Below are 21,839 nucleotides of genomic sequence, written 5' to 3'. Positions count from 1 at the left end.
ACTTGGGTGATAAGTTATTGTGAATGTTTTTTTACAAAACAGATAAGTAATAGTGTTTGGTATTATGTAAATTATTGTAATAACATAAGAGTAAAGAAAACATTTACATTGATTATTGATTCATTACTTATTGAAAAAGAGCAAAATGCACCTTTGTATGGAAAAGGATTATATGCATTGGGAGGTTTAAACAAATGACGAGGAAGAATACAACGACAAACCCTTGGGCCAAGTTCCACGGTCCGAACCTTGGTTATGTTATTGAACAGTATGATCTTTACGTAACTGGAGCAGGTTCTGTTGATCCGGAATTACAAGAGCTTTTTGAAATTTTTGGAGCTCCTTCGTTTCAAGATGATGTCGTAACAGGGGACAACACAGCAACACATTTTTCTCCTCAAAACACAGGTAACATTGAAAAAATTCTTAAAGTCGTTCAACTAGTTGAGCAGATTCGTTCTTTCGGGCACACGTTGGCTCACATCAACCCGATGGAAGATGCTGCAAATGGACAATCTCTTCTTGAGAAAGCAATGAGCGAACTGAGCGATGCTGACTTGAAAGCGATTCCAGCGAAAACAGTATGGCAAGATGCACCAGAAGGTATTCACACTGCACTTGATGTAATTCATAGATTAAAAGACGTTTATACAAAATCTTTAGCTTATGAATTTTCTCATATACAAGATAGTGAAGAACGCGCGTGGTTGCATCAAATGGTGGAATCAAATTCATTGCGTCAACCACTATCAAATAAAAAACGAACTGCTCTTTTAAAACGTTTAACAGCTGTTGAAGGTTTCGAGCAATTCTTGCATAAAACATTCGTTGGGCAAAAACGTTTCTCTATCGAGGGCGTTGATATGCTTGTACCTGTTTTAGATGAAATTGTTCTAGAAGGTGCTAAAAACGGCGTTGAGGATGTCATGATTGGTATGGCTCACCGCGGTCGCCTAAGCGTACTTGCTCACGTATTAGAAAAACCATATAGCCACATGTTTGCTGAGTTCAAACATGCAAAAATAGAAGGCGCAGTGGCTAATTCTGGCTGGACTGGCGATGTGAAATACCACCTAGGTAGAGAACAAGTCGTTAGTAACGAAGAAGTTAGCACTCGCGTGACATTAGCAAATAACCCGAGTCATCTTGAGTTCGTGAATCCTGTAGTAGAAGGTTTCGCACGTGCTGCTCAAGAGAATCGTAAAAAATCTGGTCTTCCAGATCAAGATACTTCAAAATCATTCGTAATTTTAGTTCATGGTGATGCTGCATTCCCTGGTCAAGGTATTGTATCTGAGACACTCAACTTAAGCAGATTGAACGCGTATCAAACAGGTGGAACGATTCATGTTATCGCAAACAATGCAGTTGGTTTTACAACTGATAGCTATGATTCTCGTTCTACGAAATATTCTAGTGACCTTGCAAAAGGTTTCGATATTCCGATTGTTCACGTGAACGCTGATGATCCGGAAGCTTGTCTTGCAGCTGCTAACCTTGCAATTCAATATCGCATGTTGTTCAAAAAAGATTTCTTAATCGATTTAATTGGTTACCGCCGCTACGGTCATAACGAAATGGATGATCCAGCAGTTACGCAACCACAAGTGTACAAAAAAATTAAAAACCATCCAACTGTAAGAGCAATTTATGCAGATCAATTACAAGCTGCTGGTGTTCTAAATGCAGATGAGGTTGAAACAATTACACAGTTTACACAAGAACAATTAAAATCTGACTATGCACAAGTACCACCAGCTGATACGAGCGATGCAACAATTCACGTTAAAGTGCCAGATGTTGTTGCAAAAGGTATTCAGTCAATTGATACTGGTGTTGAGATTGACTCACTTCGTGCAATTAATGAAGGTCTACTATCTTGGCCGGAAGGATTTAACGTATATCCGAAAGTTAAGAAAATTCTTGAGCGCCGTAAAGATGCTCTTGAAGAAAATGGTAAAATCGAATGGGCACTTGCTGAATCGTTAGCATTCGCTTCTATTTTACAAGAAGGTACGCCAATTCGTTTAACTGGTCAAGATTCACAGCGTGGTACATTCGCACACCGTCATATCGTATTACACGATACTGATACAAACGAAACATATTCACCATTGCATCGCTTACCAAACATTAATGCATCGTTCTCTGTTCATAACAGTCCGTTATCAGAGGCTGCTGTTGTTGGTTACGAATATGGTTATAACGTATTCGCTCCAGAAACTCTTGTTATGTGGGAAGCGCAATATGGTGACTTCTCAAATACTGCGCAAGCATTATTTGATCAATATGTTTCAGCTGGAAGAGCAAAATGGGGTCAAAAATCTGGCTTAGTTCTCCTATTACCACACGGTTATGAAGGTCAAGGACCAGAGCACTCTAGTGCACGTCCAGAGCGTTTCTTACAGTTAGCTGCTGAGAATAACTGGACAGTTGCAAACTTAACGAGTGCGGCACAATACTTCCATATCCTGCGTCGTCAAGCATCTATCTTAGGAACAGAAGCTGTTCGACCATTAGTATTGATGACGCCGAAGAGTTTATTACGTCACCCACTTACGCTTTCAACTGCTAGTCAGTTAAGCGAAGGACGTTTCCAACCTGCTTTAGAACAAGAAAACCTTGGCATGAAACCAAATAAAGTAAAACGTCTTGTTTTAAGCACAGGTAAAATGGCGATTGACTTAGCAGCAGAAATCGAGTCTGGTAAACATGAGTACAACTTAGACGAAGTTCATGTCGTTCGTATTGAGCAATTGTACCCATTCCCTGCTGAGAAAGTTCAATCTATTATTAAACGCTTTAAAAACTTAGAAGAAATCATTTGGGTTCAAGAAGAACCTCGTAATATGGGTGCATGGCATTACATGGCTCCAATTCTGTTCGAACTTGCTGGAGATAAAGTGAAAACAGGCTACATTGGACGTCCTGATCGCTCTAGTCCATCTGGCGGCGATCCATTCGCTCACAAAGCTGAGCAAGAACTAATTGTTGCACATGCTTTAGATGTGAAGTATAACTTCCGTCAAGATAAACAAGAAATTGAAGTTTACAGCAACTAAAAAGTAACAATGAAGCTTTCTAGCTTGTTCCTTGGGCAGATATTCTGCCCAAGGCCAGGCTAACAAATGGAGATTACCGAAGACAAAAGAAGAAAAAACACACCGTTAGGCAAATAAGGGGAGGACATTTAAAATGATCGAAATTAAAGTACCTGAGCTTGCAGAATCTATTACTGAAGGAACTATTTCACAATGGCTTATCAACGTAGGCGACAAAGTTGAGAAAGGTGGCAGCGTTGTTGAGCTTGAAACTGATAAAGTCAATGTAGAAATCATTGCAGAAGATTCAGGTATTGTATCGAAGTTACTAGGCGAACCTGGGGATACAGTTGAAGTTGGTGCAACTATCGCAATTTTAGATGCTAATGGAGCACCAGTTGCAGTAAGTACACCTGCACCAGTGGCTGAGCAACCAAAACAAGAAACGACTGAAGCACCGAAAGCTGTGGCACCAAATGCTGAGCAAACTGCAACACTACAAGGGTTACCAAATTCAAACCGTCCTATCGCATCACCAGCTGCTAGAAAAATGGCTCGTGAATTAGGAATCGACTTAAACGACGTACGTAGCACAGACCCACTTGGACGCGTGAGACCACATGATGTACAAGCTCATGCTGCAGCACCAAAAGAAGCACCAGCTGCTCCAAAGAGTCCAGCTCCTGCTCCAGTTGCAAAAACGGAATTCGAAAAACCAGTTGAGCGCGTGAAAATGTCCCGCCGCCGTCAAACAATTGCAAAACGTCTTGTAGAAGTTCAACAAACATCTGCAATGTTAACAACATTTAACGAAGTTGATATGAGTGCGATCATGGAATTACGTAAAGAACGCAAAGATGCTTTCGAGAAAAAACATGATGTACGTCTTGGCTTCATGTCATTCTTCACAAAAGCAGTTGTTGCAGCATTAAAACAATTCCCATTATTAAATGCTGAAATTCAAGGTGACGAGCTTATCATTAAAAAATTCTATGATATCGGTATTGCAGTAGCAGCTCCAGATGGATTAGTTGTTCCAGTTGTACGCGATGCTAACCAATTAAACTTCGCTGAAATCGAAAGCGAAATTCGTGAATTAGGTAAAAAAGCACGCGATAACAAACTTTCATTAAAAGAACTACAAGGTGGTACATTTACAATTACAAACGGTGGTGTATTCGGTTCTCTAATGTCAACACCAATCCTAAATAGCCCTCAAGTTGGTATTTTAGGAATGCATAAAATCCAAGTACGCCCAGTTGCAATTGATAACGAGCGTATGGAAAACCGCCCAATGATGTACATTGCTTTATCTTACGATCACCGTATTGTTGATGGTAAAGAAGCAGTTAGCTTCCTTGTTGCTGTTAAAGATATGCTTGAAGATCCAAAGTCATTATTATTAGAAGGTTGATAGATTAAAAATCTATTAAAGGCTGTAGAATGAATCATTCTACAGCCTTTTTTTATTGTGTTCATACGGGACAAATTTCATGACATAAAGTAATAATGTATGCCTAAACGTAAGGAGGATTAAAATGAATAACCTTCCAATTCATGCAAAACTTAAAGTAAATAAGGATACTTTCTTCCTTCCCGATTCAAACGGGGGTGTCTATTTTCGAAATAACGCCAGTTCATTTCGCATGGACGGTGATGGAATTTATGACTGGATTGAAAAATTAATGCCAATGTTTAACGGAAATTATTCTTTAGCAGAAATAACCGATGGCCTCCCTCTCCCCTATCAAAATCGGGTATTTGAAATTGGAGAGATTTTATATGAAAATGGTTTCGTTCGCGATGCAAATCAAGATGCACCTCATGAATTAAACAGTACATTACTCGACAGATATGCTTCGCAAATTGAATTTTTAGAAGCCGATTCTCATTCAGGTGCTTTAAAATTCGAAACGTACCGCGGAGCAAATGTCCTTGTACTTGGTTCTGGGGATATGCTCACTTCCTTAGTTTCTTCTTTATTAGAATCTGGTTTACCTACATTTCATTACCTCGTTACAGATCGAGATGAAACAAACTATGACAGAATACATGAGCTAATAGAACGTGCATATGAAGTTGATAACAGTGTACTCCTTCAAGAAATCGATACTACAATTGACCGTCCTTTACATGAAGTATTCGAACCTTTTGATTGGATTTTATATGTTTCTCAAAACGGAGACATTGACGGTTTAAAAACAGTTCACACTATTTGTAGAGAAACGAAAAAGAATTTTATACCAGCTATTTGTTTATCAACACTCGGTATAGCTGGACCTGTCGTAATGGAAAACCGTGATGAATGCTGGGAATCCGCATGGCATCGACTACATGAAACGACTTTGCAAAATGAAAATTCATCGGATTCCTTCTCACAAATTACATCTGCCATGTTAGCAAATGTAATCGTTTTTGAATTGTTTAAACATGTCGCGGATGATTCATATCGTGAAAAAGAATCACAATTCTTTTTATTAAACTATGAAACACTTGAAGGAACGTGGCATCCTTTTATAAAACACCCTCTTGCAACTGATGAAAGTTTTACAATTGATACGATAGAAAATCTTTCTGAAAAACTTGAGCATCGGTCGAACCAACATACTTCAACTGATGTATTCCGCTTTTTCGACTCATTAACTTCTAAAGAAGCCGGTATATTCCATGTATGGGATGAACAAGATTCATATCAATTACCGTTATCACAGTGCTATATTCAAGTAGCCACTCCACTATCAGATGGCCCAGCTCCCCTTCTGCCTCTTATGACTTGCAGTGGATTGACTCATAATGAAGCACGCCGAGAAGCCGGTTTAACAGGAATTGAAACATATGTAGCAGAAATCATTCACCGCCTTATTCCTGAACATAACGATATCGGTATCGGTGCTGGAGAAACGATGACAGAAGGATTTTACCGGGCACTACAACAACATTTAAACAATAAACTGTATGAGCGGCAGTCACATACGCTAGAAGAACTTACAACGATTGATTTAACTGATATTCACGATAAACATTGTAGATTTTATTACGATGCTCTTGCTACAATTCATGAAACACCTAAAATTGCAATGAGTGAAGAGATTCTCAGTTTTCCAGTCATTTGGATTGGTATAAATGATAGATGGTACGGTGCATCTAATATTAATATGACGTTAGCGTTACGAAGCGCACTACAACTATCACTGCTACACATTCAAAGTGAAGAGACTCCTTACAGAGCTAATATCTTGCCTGAATCATCTATTATTTTATATGACACGGATTCTTTTAGAGTGGAAATACAAGCGGAAGAAGAAATTCCAAGTGTGCAATCTTTACAGCTTGCCTTACAGCATTTAGAAGAACATAATTTTTATCCCTTCGTGTTTGATTTAGCAATCGAACCATTTTTGAAAGAAAACTTAGACGGTGTGTATGGGGTATTAATTGCAAAGGAGGACGGTCTATGACTCAAAATATATTACTTATAGGGGATGGCCTTCTTGCAGACTATGTACATGATCAATTATGCAAACAATATTCCATCATTCGTCAGCATACCCTTACAGAAGAACTTCCTGAAAATATTCATCTCGCTCTCGTATTACATGACGGATCTCCTTCTACTATTCATCATGACGCTGAGCTAATTTTTCGGTCAAATCATATTCCGTGGTTACGTGGTTTTACTTCATTTGGCGAAGGTATTATCGGTCCTTACATTCATCCTCTTACGCCCGGATGTTCCCATTGTTCTGATGGACGCCGTTTTATCGCTGGCTTTGATCAAAAAGAAATGTGGGAACTACAACGGAAATATGCCTTTAAAGCAGATAATGTAACGAGGCGTGATGTACGTGCCACCCAAAATGGAATGTTACAAATGTGCCATCTTATTTGCGCAGAAACAGAAAAAATATTAACTCATAACCATTCTTCTTTAGAAAATGAACTTATTTTACTAAACTTACAAACATTACAATGTACGCGGCATTCTTTTCTTCCAGATCCTCTCTGTCCTGTATGTAGTAATTTACCTGATGATACTGCGGATGCGGCGGAAGTTTCTTTACAACCGAGTTTAAAAGTAAGCACCGAAACGTATCGCTGCCGTTCCATTCATGAATTAAACACATTTTTAACGCGAGACTATTTAGATTATCGGGTCGGTATGTTGAACGGCAAAATGCAGCATTCATTATTACCATTCGCTGACGTCATTATAAACATGCCATTAATGTTCGGAAATGAAGGTGTTGCAGGCCGAACTCATTCATTTGCAGTGAGTGAAGCAACTGCTATTTTAGAAGGTTTAGAACGATATTGCGGTATGTCGCCTCGCGGGAAAAAGACAAATGTGCATGGTAGTTTTCATGATTTAGAGGAACATGCACTAAATCCCCTCACACTCGGTGTACATGCAAATGAACATTACAATCGTGATAATTTTCCATTTAAGCCGTTTGATCCTGATTATGAGCAAAACTGGGTATGGGGATATTCTTTATCACAAAACAGACCGCTTTTAGTTCCTGAATCAATTGCTTATTATAGCCTCGGTCATCGAGATGCTTTCGTGTATGAAACATCAAATGGATGTGCAATTGGCGGTAGTTTAGAAGAAGCGATTTTTCACGGTATTTTAGAAATTGTAGAGCGTGATGCCTTCTTACTCACTTGGTATGCAGAATTACCTCTTCCCCGCCTTGATCTGAGTTCAGCAAATGATACAGAATTACAATTAATGATCCAGCGGTTACGTACGATTACCGGGTATGAATTACACGCTTTTAATGCGACGATGGAACACGGCATCCCGAGCTTATGGGTAATTGCAAAAAATACGCGTGAAAATGGAATGAACGTTGTTTGTGCGGGAGGCGCTCATTTAGATCCTATTCGAGCCTTAAAAAGCGCCATTCAAGAAATAGCAGGCATGTTACTAATAACAGACGATGAGCTCGAGCACAAAAGAGAATACTACGAAAAGTGCTTACAAGATCCTTATTTCGTTAATAAAATGGAAGACCATAGTATGCTGTACGGATTGAAAGAAACGGAAGAACGTCTTCACTTCCTTTTACGAGAAGATGCACCGGTGCAAACGTTCCAAGAAATAAATGTATCACAATCATTTGATATGGATTTAACATCCGATCTCCACCAACTTTTAAATCGTTTGCATCAATCTGACCTTGAAGTAATCGTTGTAGATCAAACCGTTCCCCTTATAGAAAAGAACGGACTACACTGTGTAAAAGTTATTATTCCAGGTATGTTACCGATGACGTTCGGACACCATCTTACTCGGGTTACAGGACTGGACCGGGTATATACCGTACCGATGACACTTGGATATACAGACGAACCTTTAACAAATGAAAGATTAAATCCACATCCACATCCGTTTCCATAGTAAAGGAGGGATTTCATGCAGCTAGATACTTTTTTACATCATCTCCATTTCTCTATCGATGAAATTATGCCAAATCATGAGGTGGACTGGAAAGACGCACCGCTTCCTTATAAATTATATCGAAATGTACCTACCATCCCGCTCTCCTTAGAAATCCCGTTATCTTTATCGAACTCTTCTACTACACCTACTCTAAATGAGATTGGTCACTACCTTTGGTATTCATTTGGTGTAACACAATTATGTCAGCTAAATAGCGAGAGAAATGTATTACGTAGATCCATTCCTTCAGGCGGTGCCTTATACCCGAATGAATTGTATATCTATTTAAAGATTGACGATTATCCAGACGGCATTTACCATTATGACGCCGCGCATCACCGACTTATTTTACTTCGCGAAGGAAATTTCGATTCTTATTTAGCAGACGCACTCGGTAATCGCTGTAACATACAGGATTGTTTCGGTGCTGCATTCGTATCCACTATGTTTTGGAAAAACTTCTTTAAATACAATAATTTTTCATATCGTCTTCAAGGATTAGATAGCGGGGTCCTCATTGGACAATTGCTAGAATGTGCAAAGCAATTCGGTTATACAAACGGCGTATACTTTCAATTTCTAGACCGTGCACTGAACCATTTACTCGGATTGTCAGAAGGTGAAGAAAGTGTGTATGCCGTTATTCCTTTAAGTACAGAGCCAGAAACTAATTGGTTTCACAATGATTACCGTGAAAATAAAACAGTTACTTCTCATGAGTTGTTGCAACAAATTCCGCCGCTCGCACATGAACATTTCATTCGCTCAAAACATGTAGGTGAATATCCGATGATAACAAAAATAAATGAAGCTTCTATGATCGAATCAACAGCACACTTCCAAACACTACATCATGAAGAGCACTATCAACATAATCCGTACGCTGTACAGCTACCAAAAGTAGAACGGTTATCGTATGATTTCCTACAACTTTGTAAAAAACGATATTCTCCTGATGCGGATTTTATTTTAACGAAATGGGATGCAGCTGAGCTCGCTACTTTACTACAAGAAGCGAGTCTCTCCTTCCCCTATTACAACGACCTTGACGGTAAGTATACAAATGAAAATACACGCGTCTCCGTATACGGATGTTTTTATAACGTGAAAAATATTAAAAACGGGGCTTACGCTTATAACAGTAAAACACATTCCATACAACCAATTCGATATGGAGACCTTCGCTACCCACTTCAGTCTAGTATGACGATGGATAACGTAAACCTTTTTCAAGTACCACTTTGCCTACATGTAGTCGGAAAGAAAGATTATTATACAAATGCATTAGGCTATAGAGGGTACCGTATTCATCAAATGGAAGCAGGTATACTCGTTCATAAACTCGTTTTTGCAGCGACCGCGATGGGGATGGGCGGGCATCCTTTACTTAGTTTTGATACAAATTCATGTGATCAATTGTACGGAATAGATGCTGGGAATGAAACATCTCTTATTCAAGTTCCAGTTGGGGCATATCGGGCGCGGAATTGGTTAAAAGGGGCTTTGCATAATTAAAAGAATTAAATTATAAAAAACAAATAAATGCACCTATATAAAAAGAGAGTTTATATTCAGTATTTTACAGCTGTTAATTAAACAAACGAAGAACCCTCTTGGGACAATTGTTTTTTTCCGTGCTTTGCATTATGGATTCTGCACATACTAGATTAACAAATTGGGCTTTACAATATATATGTATGAATATTTAGTTATTTTAAATATTAGTTGTAAAGACAGGAGAACAATCTTGAACTGGACCCCAATTGTTAGACACATTCTAACAATTGGAGGTATAGTTTTTTATGAATAAATTTACTTCAGAAGACAAAATGAATGGAGTAATACATTATCAAGATGGAAGCGAGAGTATACAAGATATTGCGAAATCATTGAGGGCGAATCACGGAGTGGTTCTCATGTGGATAAAACAATTTGAATATCATGGAATTCAGGCATTTGAAAAAAAGCTATACAATATATTCCACACAGTATAGACTAGACGTATTAAATTATATGTTCAAAAATGGCGCATTCAACTACATTAAAAAGAAGTAGACGCCCTTAAATCGAAGAATCATTAGAAGTTTTAAAAGCTGAATTGAAGCGCTTATATATGGAAAATTCTTATCTAAAAAAATGTAATGCCTTAGTTAAAAACAAGGAATCTATAAACTAAGGAAAGCATTTGCGATGAAGACACTTTTAAAATTAGCAGAACTCCCACGAAGTACGTATTATTACTGGATACAGAATTCTAATTGTCCATATAAAGAGCTAAAAATCTTAATTAAAAACATTTACGATGAACACCAAGGTTGTTATGGATATCGCTGTATTCGCGATGAATTAATGAACCAAGGACACAAAATCAATCATAAAAAAGTGTAACTAATTATGAAGGAGTTAGATTTGAAGAGCCTAGTTCATATGAAGAAATATCGCTCTTATAAAGGAAAAATAGGTAAGATTACGCCAAATATTTTAGAACGTAACTTTAAGGCTGAAAAGCCGAACGAAAAATGGATTACAGATATAACAGAATTTAAATTATTCGGCGAGAATCTCTACTTATCACCGATGTTAGATTTATTTAATGGAGAGATAATCTCTTATACAATTGATTCAAGACCAACCTATTCACTTATATCCAAGATATTAAGAAAGTCTTTTCAACAATTGACAGAAGAAGACGAACGCCTTATTAACTGTGATTAAGGCTGGCATTATCAAATAAAAAAGTATCGTCACTCCCTAAAAGAACGTAAAATTCCTCAAAGTATGTCTCATAAAGGAAGCTGTTACGATAATACAGTTATTGAAAGTTTCTTGGGAGTATAAAATCCGAATTTCTTTATCTAAAAGATTTTGAAAGAATAAAACAATTTAAACCAGAGTTTGAAAAATAAATCGATTATTATAATCACAAACGAATTAAGGAAAATTTAAAAGGCATGAGCCTGGTACAATACCTAACTCATGATCTAAGGGCTTCCTGATGAAATGACCTGTCTAACTTTAAGCGTCAGTTCATCCATATACTTCTGTTTTTAAGCATATTCGTATTTTAAATTCAACCCCCAGATCCTTTTCATCCGTTTATATTGGTGCAAGAGGGGACAGCCAGATAGCAAAGATAAAGATTCAGCTTGAGTATAATCTATTAAGTGGAAAGTTCCTTCATATCCATACAGGTCCAGGTAAACAACATGATCAATCCTACTGTTCTTTGTATGCTTCAACTGTAACAGCAAATGATTTATGTATCCAACATCTAGATTATCTTCATTTGAAAGCTCTTGAACATATACAAGATAAAAAGTTTTATTATATCTCACGTATCAAGTTGAACACATTCATTCAGCCAAAAATTTCTAACCTGTTTTTTTCAAGATAGCATAATAAAGGAATATATGTGTGTGTGGATGTTTTAGTTAACCCTCTTGAGCTTGGGCAAACATGTGAAATATCTAATGCTTATGTAGGAATGACTGATAAGCTCTCAACCCATGCGATTATTCATCGACTAACAAAAGAACAACAAACAATTACAAGATTAAACTACAAGGGAAAGGTATGAAATGTTCTTCTCGTAATAAATGAATTAGCAGTATCAATATATATATGACAAATTAAGATTTTATTTAAAACGTGGAAATCATTCTTTTGTATTCACCATTGTAAAAAGCTAAAACTGGAAAGATTGGAATGTCTTTTGCATGGGTAACTCATTACAATTCTCCTATGTTCTTCTACCATGTTTCACTTCATATAGAAAAATCTATCTCTCATCTTTCTAAATAAAAAGAATAAGAAAATCCAAACGAATAAACGTTTTAGGGTTTTCCTATTCTTTCATACAAGATTTTCATTATGGTTATTACTTACTATTAGATAATGCCTTTGTTTTTTAAATTTACAAACTTTAACCATTACTAATAAATTTTGGTATTAAACCTTATTTATTGTCGTTCGTTAATTCAATAGAAGTATTTTGTGATCCAATCTTCTTTCCTAAAAGTGAAAATACAATTATACCCAGAATTAACATTGCTAAAATAATAATTATTATTATTTTATAATCGATAAACAGGCCTGTAGGGTCTAGTAGATATACTATTAACATTAATAATATTCCAGCCATAACTCCTATTGATAGCCCTACAATTAGATACATCATTACCTGTGTTAAGATAATCTTCCGTATTCCAACTGGCTGAACACCCATAGTTCTTAAAATAGCGAATTCTTTTCGTTTTGAATAAATGTTATTAGCTAAAGAATTAAATACTCCTATTATCGTAGTAAGTACTAAAATACATATGATAATGATAAAGATTGTCCAACGCTGATAGAACATTTCATTCGCTTCCTTAACGGATTCTTCGTAGCTACTAATTTTCACTTCTGGATACTGTTGCTTAATTACTTCCAATTGTTTTAATGTTTGGTCTACATCTCTAGAACTTATAAACAGTTGGTCGAATTTTATATAATCTGGTTTAAACATACTATTATCCCAATCCATGTAAATCTCTGCACCTGAAAGCAATTTATCAGCTATTGCAATAACTTTATATGATCCTTTTAACTCGATTCTTTGTGCTGAATTAGAATATAGTCCTAATTGAATTGTTTCCCCAATCTTCAAATGATTCTCATCCGCAAAATCTTGCGAAATAACTATACTATTCTCATCAAATTTATCTATTAAATTAGGAATTAATTTTTGATCCTGCAGCTCTTTCAAATCCACCAAAGCATAAGGAACACTAACAAAGTTACTTCCTACTTTCAACTCTGCTGCTCCTAAATTACTAATGGAACTAGCGTTTTCAACGGTTGATAATTGACTCACAGCTTTACTTAACTCTTTTGAATCTAATTGAGTATCTCCCCCAAGACGACTGTTGACTATAATAGGCGTTGGAAAATCACGTTTTATTTGATTAGATTGGTTCATTTTAATTGTTTTTACTAAAGATGAACCAAATATAGAAACTATCATTAACGAACTGATTGTTAAAATAATAGCCGTATTTTTTTTCACTTGTGGAATAAGATTTTTGATTGCTACATAAAATTCTTGTCCGAATATTTTTTGTCCATATGGTAATAACCCATTTAAAAACTTTGTTAAATAAATTGGGAAAATTAAAAATCCACCTAACAACATTAATATTGCTGCAATTAACAACAAAACTGCACTGTATTCCCCTCTTGTAGTTATAAATTGACTCGCCAAAATCAAAAATATAGAAACACTTAGTAACAGCTTACTAAAAAAAACTCTTGCTTTTGAATAACTAAAATCTAATTTTTCATTTTCTTCCATGATTTTAATCGGGAGAATTTTCGAACTTTTATAAGCTGGAAAGAGTAAAAACACTTGAATTATTCCAAAACAACACAGACTAATAATAACAGCTATTTTAAAGTTAAATGTATCTAATGTGGCTGAAATACCAAGCCATTTCTCCATCCAATTATACATTAACTTTCTACTAATGAAAGTTAACCAAAATCCAAGAAAAACTCCTATAATATTAATAATACCACTTTGAATTAAAATAATGTTACTCATCTGTTTAGTGGTTGCACCAAGAGAACGCATAATAGCAAACTGATTCTTCATCTTGTAAAAAAGCAACTCAAAATTCGAAATAACTAATAAAGAAATAATAGCCAATACTAAAATAGATAAAATGATAATAAAAATACTTAATGAATTTAGATTACTTTTTATAGAAGGATCTTCTTCAATAATATCAATTCGTAAATCTTTATCATTAGCTTTAATTTGATTAGATAAATTAAATATATTTGTATTATCCGTAGCCTTAATTAGTATAAAAGTTGCTTGTGAATCCAAATTGGACTTTAATTGAATATAATTTTTAACTACCTCATTACTTAATAACACCATATCTGGTACTATTCCTATAGCGGGCAAATCATTAATTATTTCTACTAGCTTAAAAGACTGATTTTCAATTATTAATTTATCACCGACTTTAACCTTTAGTGTTTCTGCAAGACTTTTATTAATAATAACAGATTCTTTATTTAACGAAGTCGAAAAATGATACCGACTTCGCGCTAGTTTATCATTTTCCACGCCAACTGTATAAACCTTTGCTTTGAGGCTATTAAAGTTTAAATGCGTTATTGATACTTTTGAAAGTTGTTTAACTTCCTTGTATGATTTAATTTCATCAACAAATTCTTTAGATATACTCTTATTTTGCTCTGGATTATAACCGACTAGTAAATCCATATCTCCATACATTTTCTTCACTTCGTCTTTAAGTGTATGTTTTGCACTGAACGAGAATAGGACTAGTGTTAGAACTAAAGTTACAGCAATAATTACACTGAGAATAGAGGAGAATATGATAAATTTATTTGCTCGAAAAAGTCGAAAAGAAAGTCCCTGTATTGATTTCATATGTCTTTTCTCTCTGTTATTTTTTTGAATTTTTCTAATATATCATCTAAACTATCATAGTCTCCACATTTATATTCATCAACTATTCTCCCGTCATGGAAAAATAATACACGGTCTGCGTATGTTGCCACGTTGGCATCATGAGTTACAATTAATATACTCTGATTAAATTTCCTTTTCATATCAACTAAAATATGTAAAATCTCAGAAGAAGTATTAAAATCTAAGTTCCCTGTTGGCTCATCTGCTAATACAATAGGTGGTGCTGTAATGATAGCTCTACCTATTGCAACCCTTTGTTGTTGTCCACCTGAAAGCTGTGTGGGTCTATGCTTCTTCCATTTTACTAAACCTAGTAAATTCATTATTTCATTTGATTTTTCTGTTATTTCTCTTTTATTTACGTTTTTTAAAATCAAAGGCAATGAAATATTTTCCTCAACTGAAAGATCCTTCAATAGATTAAACGATTGGAAAATAAAACCAATGTTTTCTTGTCTATATAGAGATGCAGATGGTTCTATAAAAATATCTTTAACATGTTTGCCATTAAGCTTAATTGAACCTAAAGTCGGCTTGTCAAGTGCACCTAAAATATTCAATAACGTACTTTTTCCTGAACCACTTGTACCCATTATGGCAATCATTTCTCCCCTATGTAATTGAAAAGATATGTTGTCCAATGCATTAACTTTGAATCCATCTCCTATATAAGTCTTTGATAAATCTTCAACAGATAAAACTATATTATTATTCATAGTACACCTCTTGGTATATTTTCTAAAACCAACTAAATTTCACCTTTTAATTAATACCTATTTTTTACATAATTTTACATTAGAACCGAACTAATTTCTTTTGATTTTAATAAATCATCTTTATACCACACTGATTGTGATTCATACATTTTATAAAATAAACCCTGGTTATTTATTAACTCTTCAAAAGTACCTTGCTCAACTATTTTCCCTTTATCCATTACGATAATAAGGTCCGAGCGTTTAGTTGGCCCTATTCTATGAGATATAGTTAAAGTCGTTTTGTTTTTCGATAATCTATAGAATGTTTCAAATACCTTTAATTCGCTTATTGGATCTAAGGCCGCTGTAGGTTCATCTAATATTACTAAATCAGACTCTTTCATAAAAGCTCTAGCAAGTGCTACTTTTTGCCATTCTCCCCCTGAAAGTTCAGTACCGTTAGGTAACTCTTTTGTTAAGTACGTATCTAATCCATCAACATAATTTGAAAGTTTACTATCTAGTCCAACTTTCTTTAGAACCTCATATATTTCATTATCATTATACAATTTTGATAAATCACCGAATCCAATGTTTTCTCTTATACTATATTTATACCTCATAAAATCTTGAAAAATTGCTGATGTTTTACTAAGAAAAGAATTAATATCAATTGTATGAACAACATTATTATTAACTTTTAATTCACCTTCTTCTAAATCAAATAGACCAAGTATACAATATGCTAAAGTTGTTTTTCCCGAGCCATTATATCCAACAATTGAAATATTGTCGCCTTTATTTATTTTCAATGATACATTATCTAAAACTTTAGTGCTTGAATTTGGGTAACAAAAAGATGCGTTCTTTAAGGTTATACTTTCTATATTATTAATCTTAATTAAGTGAGAGTTTTCTTTTTTGTTTTCACTATAATTTAAGATAGACAATAATGCATTATTATAGATTGCAGTTTCAAAAATAGTACCAAGATTTCCTCCAATTGTCCCAAACAATCCTTGTACAGTTGTGACTGCTGTAAGTAAAGCTACATATGAACCAATTGATAATTTAGCATCAAAAATTTGATATACTAAGAATACCGATACTCCCATACTAGCTACTTGTAACACAAATGCCGCAAATGATCTAGATTTTAACTCCCATAAAGCCAAACTCATTTTTTTATCCTGTGTATACTTAAATAACACTTTCCATTTATTTAATAGATAGTTACCCAAATTGTATATTTTGATTTCTTTTAAACTTCTTTTATCTGTAAATAAAGTATCTGTAAAATGCATTTCTCTTTCTTTTTCAGAAATATCTTTCTCCATATGATAGCCTTTGATTTTTGACCAAAAAGCGAGAAGAATTCCAGGTAAAGTGGATAAAAATAAAGCAAATGGCAATGACCAATGTATTGTTAGTAGAATCCCAAAAATACCTACTAAAGAAATAATACTACCCACAACATATATTAAATTTTGTATAACTCTAATACCATTGCCACCTATAGCCATATCAGCAAGCTTCATAGAATCGTAAAATACACTATTTTCAAATTCCTTTAAAGGAATTTGAATAAGTTTTTTTGACATTAAAGCTTTTAAAACATAATTTACTGTTATCGATATTTTTGTGAAAATATAATTTTCTATCTCAGTAAAAATTGCTGTAGCATAATTTAAGATAAAGTATATTAAAAGGAAAAGTAGAGCATATTTAAAAGCATTCGAATCCCCATTAATTGTACTAATCCTATCAATCGTTTCTTTATTTACTAATACAATTAATGGGGGACAAATTGAGGATAAAAGTACCAATAAACCAAACAGCAAAAAACTCTTTGGATATTCCTTATATATTAATTTCAAAAAGTAAATTTGTGAACGTACAAAAGCTTTAAACGGTTTTTCTTCTTTCTGAGTAGTTAAAATTTGTTCTTCTTCCATAATACCTTCCCCTTTCATGATTTATACTAAATATTCAATTATAACATTACTAGAAGCATATCCCTTTTTTTTAATTACATTGTTATTATCAGCTTCTATATAAAAAGGGAATCCTTTTATATTTAAATTCACAAATATTTCTTCTTCATTTAAAAAATAAAAATTAGCATCTATATTTTTTTCTTTTACCCCTTTTAAATTCTCTCCCGTATCAGCTAACAGAAATTGGATTTCACTTAATACACTACTATTCATTAACTTTAAAGAATCTATAATTTTATTACAATGATCACAATCCATATCAACAAATAAAATGAGATTTTTCCCTTTTTTTAATACATTATTTAATTTTACTTTGTTTCGATTTACATCCAAAATTTCAAGTTCGGAAATACATTGTCCTATAGGTGGACCAGATTTAACTTTAAATCTATTTTTTAAATGATATACAATAAAAAACTGTAAAATAATATATATGAAAATAATAATTATTAATGAAACTGCAATTTGGCTGTTTATCATCATAACCCCTCCTGTACTTCATTTTCAATTCTCCGAAATTAATAATTTATCAATGGTAGTTCTAATTAGCATGAGAGATATTACCCATAAAAGAATTGTTATAATAATAACTATAAATTCAAAATTATATTTTTGAAATGAAAGCACTGTAATTACATTTGAATTATTAAAAAGTATATTAGGCAACAAACTGAATAAGAGTAAACTCGATTGAATTAAACCGCCAATTCCCATTCTGGATTTCATAAATTTACCAAAACAAAAACATTCTTCATTATTATGTTTAAATATTGCATTAGCATTAATAATTACAAATACACTTATAATTAAAATAGCAACAGTATTGACCCAAAGATCATACATACGTAAAATTAATAAAATTGATATTAATAATTCTAAAAAAGGAAATAGATATCCTAATAATTTTGATATGGTTTTAGGAAAAAAAGTTATTTTATAGATAGCATTGGATGATTCTTTTATAGATATTATTTTTAACAAACTAGAAATAAGTAATAATATCCCTGAACCTGTTGTAAATATTAATGACATTATGGACATATTAAAATCTCCCATTTCAATAGATTTGAATTTTTACCCATTCTCTAGCCTAAGTAACCATCCATATGTAAGTATTATGGATATTAAAAGAGCAATATTTATACTTATGTTCTTTGTTGTAACCATTCCAGGTGCATTGAGAGAAAAACATTGACAATTGTTCTTAAAATTTTTACCGATATTTAATAATAATAAGAAGACATAAAATGATTGTAGAATAATTCCTAAAATCAAAAATGCAAGTGGATTTACAGGTAGGATTAAACAAAGAGACAAAACTTGTTCAATTACTATCAATAACGGAACGATATATAGAAGAAATTTATTATGTATAAACTTATAATCTTCTATCGCCTTATAAAATTGATATGGTTTTTTTAGTTTATTAAAACTACTTTTCAAAAAAATTATACCTAATATAATTTTAAAAATAATAATTAGCTTCATTTTAGATTTCCCTGACTTTCATTATTGTATAAGACGCCTTTAATTATCTTTAAAACTTCCCTAGAGTTCAAACTGTCTTCTAGATCATTAAAATTAAAAATTTCTTTAGATTTTTTTTGTTCATCAACAAAATGTATAGAAGGAATATTTTTCAATTTCAATTTATCTATTAGATTGAAATTAGCATCATCTTCCTTAGAGAAATCAAAAGAAATCAATTCATATGGTATATTTTTAGGCATAATTTTAACTACATCCTTGTAAAAGTAAAAGTCATCTATAATCATGCTTTTTTCGATGCATATAATGTATTTTTCAATGTCTACTGAACCATCCATATGTTCTGTCGATTTTTGGATACTATTCATGAAATATAGATCTTTTTTTAATGTTCTAAAAAAGTATATATATGATATAATTGCTAATAATAATACTAGTAATAAAAGTTTCATTAAAATCTCCTTTAAAATTACATTAGTAAATCATGCCAGTCAGCAGCTGGCATGATTTATAACAATATTGTGTTATTTCAATAGAATATTTATCTTTGACTATTTGAACATTGATTTGATTTTATATATTATTACTAGTATTATTAGCACTCATTTGAACTATCGCTACATTGGTTAGTGAATGTTTGACATCTGAAACAAATATTCACTACTCCTGGACCATAACAAGAATAAGAAACTTTTTTTCTTACTGTTTTATTTTTTTTAGTTCCATCTTTATCGACTAAAAAGTTTTCTGTTCCCCACCCACAGGCACCTTTAATAACACTTTCACTTGTTCCACATTCCACAATTGTTGGTTTTACATAAGTTATCATAATTTAAATTCCTCCATTTTCTTTTCTTACTTGAAATAACACAATAGTCTTATAACTAATTCATTTTATTTTTGATTAAATTTGCGATACCATAATTCTATAGATAAGAGAGTCAAAAAGTCTGATGGCGTGTCAATACCATTCCTCCATTTCCCAAGAGATATTTTCCACTCCTCTGCTGTTGTTAGTTTTAGCTCGCTAACTATACTAGGGTTCTCAATAGCTTTTATAATATTAGACCAATTTTTCTTTAAACTCTTATATGTATAAGCTAAATGTGCAGTTTTATTAAGTCGATCTACTATTGCAGGTGTTAAGTACTCTCTCATGGACTCTCTAAGGATGTATTTAGAGTAATCTGGTTTAATTCTAAGCTCGCCCGGAATTTGATATACAAATTCTACCAATCTTCTATCCAAGAAAGGATGATAGATATCAGCACCTGTCAAGCCACCAATTGTTCTATCCGTATATAAATGAGATTTTGCATTTGTAATTTGAAAATACAACTCTTTTTGATTGTATGTTTTTATTTTTTTGAATTTTCTTTTTATCGACTCATAGTAATCAGATTCATTATTCCCAATAAACTCCTTGGCAATGTCGGGTTTAATCATGTAATTAATCATATTTTTAAAAGCTGATGCATTTGTGTACATTGAATACTCAGTTAAAAACGAAAATGCTTTTTTAAATTGAAATCTATTACAATAGTCCTTAGTAATGTATAAAGTACCTGATAACAAATGATCACCAGCAAACCCCGTTAATATATTATACTGTCCTTTGGCTACTGATTTTTCAATTAAGTTATACGCAAATTCATAATATAAAGAATTAACATTAGGTTCACATCCAATAGGTATTTTGTTAGGGAAATCGTCGAACATTAATCTCTTATCAAAATTTTCATACTCTCCGGTATCTTTATATTTTGTAAGTAGTTCTTCAATATATTCAGTTTCATCACACTCTTTTAATTCGTTAAATACAGCACTTACCGATGAAATTGAGTAAATATTTTCAATTTTCTCTCCACTCTTAGCGAGGGCGTAAATAGATGTTGAATCTAAGCCACCACTCAGCATGATAGAGTTATTGTCTCCTAATACAATTCTACTACGTACAGATTGAGATAATAATTGACGGAAATGTTCAAAATATTCTTCCTCACTAGAATAACTGATTGTACTTTTAACGTCGGATAAATCCCAATACTTCGTTAATTCAACCTTTTTATTTTCTACTACCATATGCTGTCCACTGGGCAACCTATTAACGTTATTAAATGGCGTTATTGGAGTATCAACTATCCCATTTTTCTCGTGAAATTCTTTAAAATAAGAATAATTAATATCTTTTATATTAAAGAAATCTTTCATTAGAAAAATATCACTAGAAAAAACAAATTCATTTTCAAGTTGAATCCAAAATAGTGTTTTCACCCCTAAATGATCCCTTACTGCATACGCTTTATTACTTTTTTCATCAAAAATTACAAATGCAAATTCTCCTACTAAATCCTTAATACTTTCAATTCCTCTTTGGGTATAAATCTCACTAATTAATGCAGCATTATCTTTCTTAGAGTAATATGAAACATCTAAATTATACCGATTCATTATTTCATCACGATTATGTATTCTTATATCTCCAATAACAACTACAGCATTAAACTGAATTTCTTGTATTTCATTAACTCGATTTGTTGCATATGCAAAGTTCACTTTTCCTTTTCTACCTTTTATTTCTTTCACATTTTTCCCATTATATTCTCTATGAATATTCTCTAATATACTAAATTCATCGGAGTATACTTCTGTGTTTTTTATTGAAACTAAAAACCAATTCAA

14 protein-coding genes and 3 pseudogenes are annotated in these 21,839 nt (G+C 33.2%); 8 read left to right on the top strand and 9 right to left on the bottom strand.

Annotated features, from left to right (window positions below):
- The first annotated feature begins 194 nt into the window (after positions 1-194).
- The 8 genes and pseudogenes from odhA to NST90_RS06315 all read left to right on the top strand — a co-directional run.
- A complete protein-coding gene (gene odhA / locus NST90_RS06350) occupies positions 195-3,062 on the top strand; it encodes a 2-oxoglutarate dehydrogenase E1 component (protein WP_000197161.1) in 2,868 nt (955 codons plus the stop codon).
- A 133-nt stretch (positions 3,063-3,195) separates the two neighbouring features.
- The gene (gene odhB, locus NST90_RS06345) at positions 3,196-4,455 is read left to right on the top strand and encodes a 2-oxoglutarate dehydrogenase complex dihydrolipoyllysine-residue succinyltransferase (RefSeq protein ID WP_283748225.1); all 1,260 of its coding nucleotides are present in this window, start codon (positions 3,196-3,198) and stop codon (positions 4,453-4,455) included.
- A 124-nt stretch (positions 4,456-4,579) separates the two neighbouring features.
- A complete protein-coding gene (locus NST90_RS06340) occupies positions 4,580-6,499 on the top strand; it encodes a putative thiazole-containing bacteriocin maturation protein (RefSeq protein WP_025709881.1) in 1,920 nt (639 codons plus the stop codon).
- Positions 6,496-8,445 carry a TOMM precursor leader peptide-binding protein gene (locus NST90_RS06335; RefSeq protein WP_069604603.1) on the top strand — a complete coding sequence of 650 codons (1,950 nt, stop codon included), beginning with the start codon at positions 6,496-6,498 and terminating at the stop codon, positions 8,443-8,445. The genes NST90_RS06340 and NST90_RS06335 overlap by 4 nt, the downstream gene beginning before the upstream one ends.
- A gap of 15 nt (positions 8,446-8,460) precedes the next feature.
- Entirely contained in the window at positions 8,461-10,002 is a 1,542-nt protein-coding gene (locus NST90_RS06330; protein WP_283748226.1) for a SagB family peptide dehydrogenase, read from the top strand.
- Positions 10,003-10,054: 52 nt separating this feature from the next.
- Positions 10,055-10,234 (top strand): annotated as a pseudogene (locus tag NST90_RS06325) (SAM-dependent methyltransferase); the annotation flags it as partial.
- 55 nt (positions 10,235-10,289) lie between these two features.
- Positions 10,290-11,483, top strand: a pseudogene (locus NST90_RS06320) (IS3 family transposase).
- A gap of 35 nt (positions 11,484-11,518) precedes the next feature.
- A pseudogene (locus tag NST90_RS06315) lies at positions 11,519-12,208 on the top strand (transposase); the annotation flags it as partial.
- 234 nt (positions 12,209-12,442) lie between these two features.
- On the opposite strand, the gene NST90_RS06310 reads toward NST90_RS06315, so the two are convergent.
- From NST90_RS06310 to NST90_RS06270, 9 genes are all read right to left on the bottom strand, one after another.
- The gene (locus NST90_RS06310) at positions 12,443-14,932 is read right to left on the bottom strand and encodes an ABC transporter permease (RefSeq protein ID WP_044795478.1); all 2,490 of its coding nucleotides are present in this window, start codon (positions 14,930-14,932) and stop codon (positions 12,443-12,445) included.
- Positions 14,929-15,690: an ABC transporter ATP-binding protein gene (locus NST90_RS06305; RefSeq protein WP_044795479.1), complete on the bottom strand. Its 762-nt coding sequence runs from the start codon at positions 15,688-15,690 to the stop codon at positions 14,929-14,931. Before NST90_RS06305 ends, NST90_RS06310 begins: the two co-directional genes overlap by 4 nt.
- A 74-nt stretch (positions 15,691-15,764) precedes the next feature.
- Positions 15,765-17,627, bottom strand: coding sequence for an ABC transporter ATP-binding protein (locus tag NST90_RS06300; protein WP_000390766.1), 1,863 nt, complete (start codon positions 17,625-17,627; stop codon positions 15,765-15,767).
- A 21-nt stretch (positions 17,628-17,648) separates the two neighbouring features.
- Positions 17,649-18,152: a hypothetical protein gene (locus NST90_RS06295; RefSeq protein WP_339201215.1), complete on the bottom strand. Its 504-nt coding sequence runs from the start codon at positions 18,150-18,152 to the stop codon at positions 17,649-17,651.
- Between the two features lie 21 nt (positions 18,153-18,173).
- Positions 18,174-18,710 (bottom strand): MauE/DoxX family redox-associated membrane protein, encoded by a 537-nt coding sequence (locus NST90_RS06290; protein ID WP_000026200.1) that lies wholly within the window; start codon positions 18,708-18,710, stop codon positions 18,174-18,176.
- A 33-nt stretch (positions 18,711-18,743) separates the two neighbouring features.
- Entirely contained in the window at positions 18,744-19,157 is a 414-nt protein-coding gene (locus NST90_RS06285; RefSeq protein WP_017762660.1) for a MauE/DoxX family redox-associated membrane protein, read from the bottom strand.
- Complete coding sequence (locus NST90_RS06280) at positions 19,154-19,609, bottom strand: hypothetical protein (protein ID WP_000771478.1); 456 nt, start codon at positions 19,607-19,609, stop codon at positions 19,154-19,156. The genes NST90_RS06285 and NST90_RS06280 overlap by 4 nt, the downstream gene beginning before the upstream one ends.
- 143 nt (positions 19,610-19,752) lie before the next feature.
- A complete protein-coding gene (locus tag NST90_RS06275) occupies positions 19,753-19,986 on the bottom strand; it encodes a hypothetical protein (RefSeq protein ID WP_000634206.1) in 234 nt (77 codons plus the stop codon).
- Positions 19,987-20,051: 65 nt separating this feature from the next.
- Complete coding sequence (locus tag NST90_RS06270; protein ID WP_283748227.1) at positions 20,052-21,839, bottom strand: asparagine synthase-related protein; 1,788 nt, start codon at positions 21,837-21,839, stop codon at positions 20,052-20,054.

The organism is Bacillus sp. FSL E2-8900 (assembly GCF_037966225.1).
In the GTDB taxonomy this organism is placed as follows: domain Bacteria; phylum Bacillota; class Bacilli; order Bacillales; family Bacillaceae_G; genus Bacillus_A; species Bacillus_A cereus.
This window is presented reverse-complemented; position numbering and strand designations above follow the sequence as displayed.

Bases quoted from the DNA above. Each gene is read 5' to 3' on its own strand.
- odhA (WP_000197161.1), top strand. From the start codon at position 195: ATGACGAGGAAGAATACAACGACAAACCCTTGGGCCAAGTTCCACGGT.
- odhB (WP_283748225.1), top strand. From the start codon at position 3,196: ATGATCGAAATTAAAGTACCTGAGCTTGCAGAATCTATTACTGAAGGA.
- NST90_RS06340 (WP_025709881.1), top strand. From the start codon at position 4,580: ATGAATAACCTTCCAATTCATGCAAAACTTAAAGTAAATAAGGATACT.
- NST90_RS06335 (WP_069604603.1), top strand. From the start codon at position 6,496: ATGACTCAAAATATATTACTTATAGGGGATGGCCTTCTTGCAGACTAT.
- NST90_RS06330 (WP_283748226.1), top strand. From the start codon at position 8,461: ATGCAGCTAGATACTTTTTTACATCATCTCCATTTCTCTATCGATGAA.
- NST90_RS06310 (WP_044795478.1), bottom strand. From the start codon at position 14,932: ATGAAATCAATACAGGGACTTTCTTTTCGACTTTTTCGAGCAAATAAA.
- NST90_RS06305 (WP_044795479.1), bottom strand. From the start codon at position 15,690: ATGAATAATAATATAGTTTTATCTGTTGAAGATTTATCAAAGACTTAT.
- NST90_RS06300 (WP_000390766.1), bottom strand. From the start codon at position 17,627: ATGGAAGAAGAACAAATTTTAACTACTCAGAAAGAAGAAAAACCGTTT.
- NST90_RS06295 (WP_339201215.1), bottom strand. From the start codon at position 18,152: ATGATGATAAACAGCCAAATTGCAGTTTCATTAATAATTATTATTTTC.
- NST90_RS06290 (WP_000026200.1), bottom strand. From the start codon at position 18,710: ATGTCCATAATGTCATTAATATTTACAACAGGTTCAGGGATATTATTA.
- NST90_RS06285 (WP_017762660.1), bottom strand. From the start codon at position 19,157: ATGAAGCTAATTATTATTTTTAAAATTATATTAGGTATAATTTTTTTG.
- NST90_RS06280 (WP_000771478.1), bottom strand. From the start codon at position 19,609: ATGAAACTTTTATTACTAGTATTATTATTAGCAATTATATCATATATA.
- NST90_RS06275 (WP_000634206.1), bottom strand. From the start codon at position 19,986: ATGATAACTTATGTAAAACCAACAATTGTGGAATGTGGAACAAGTGAA.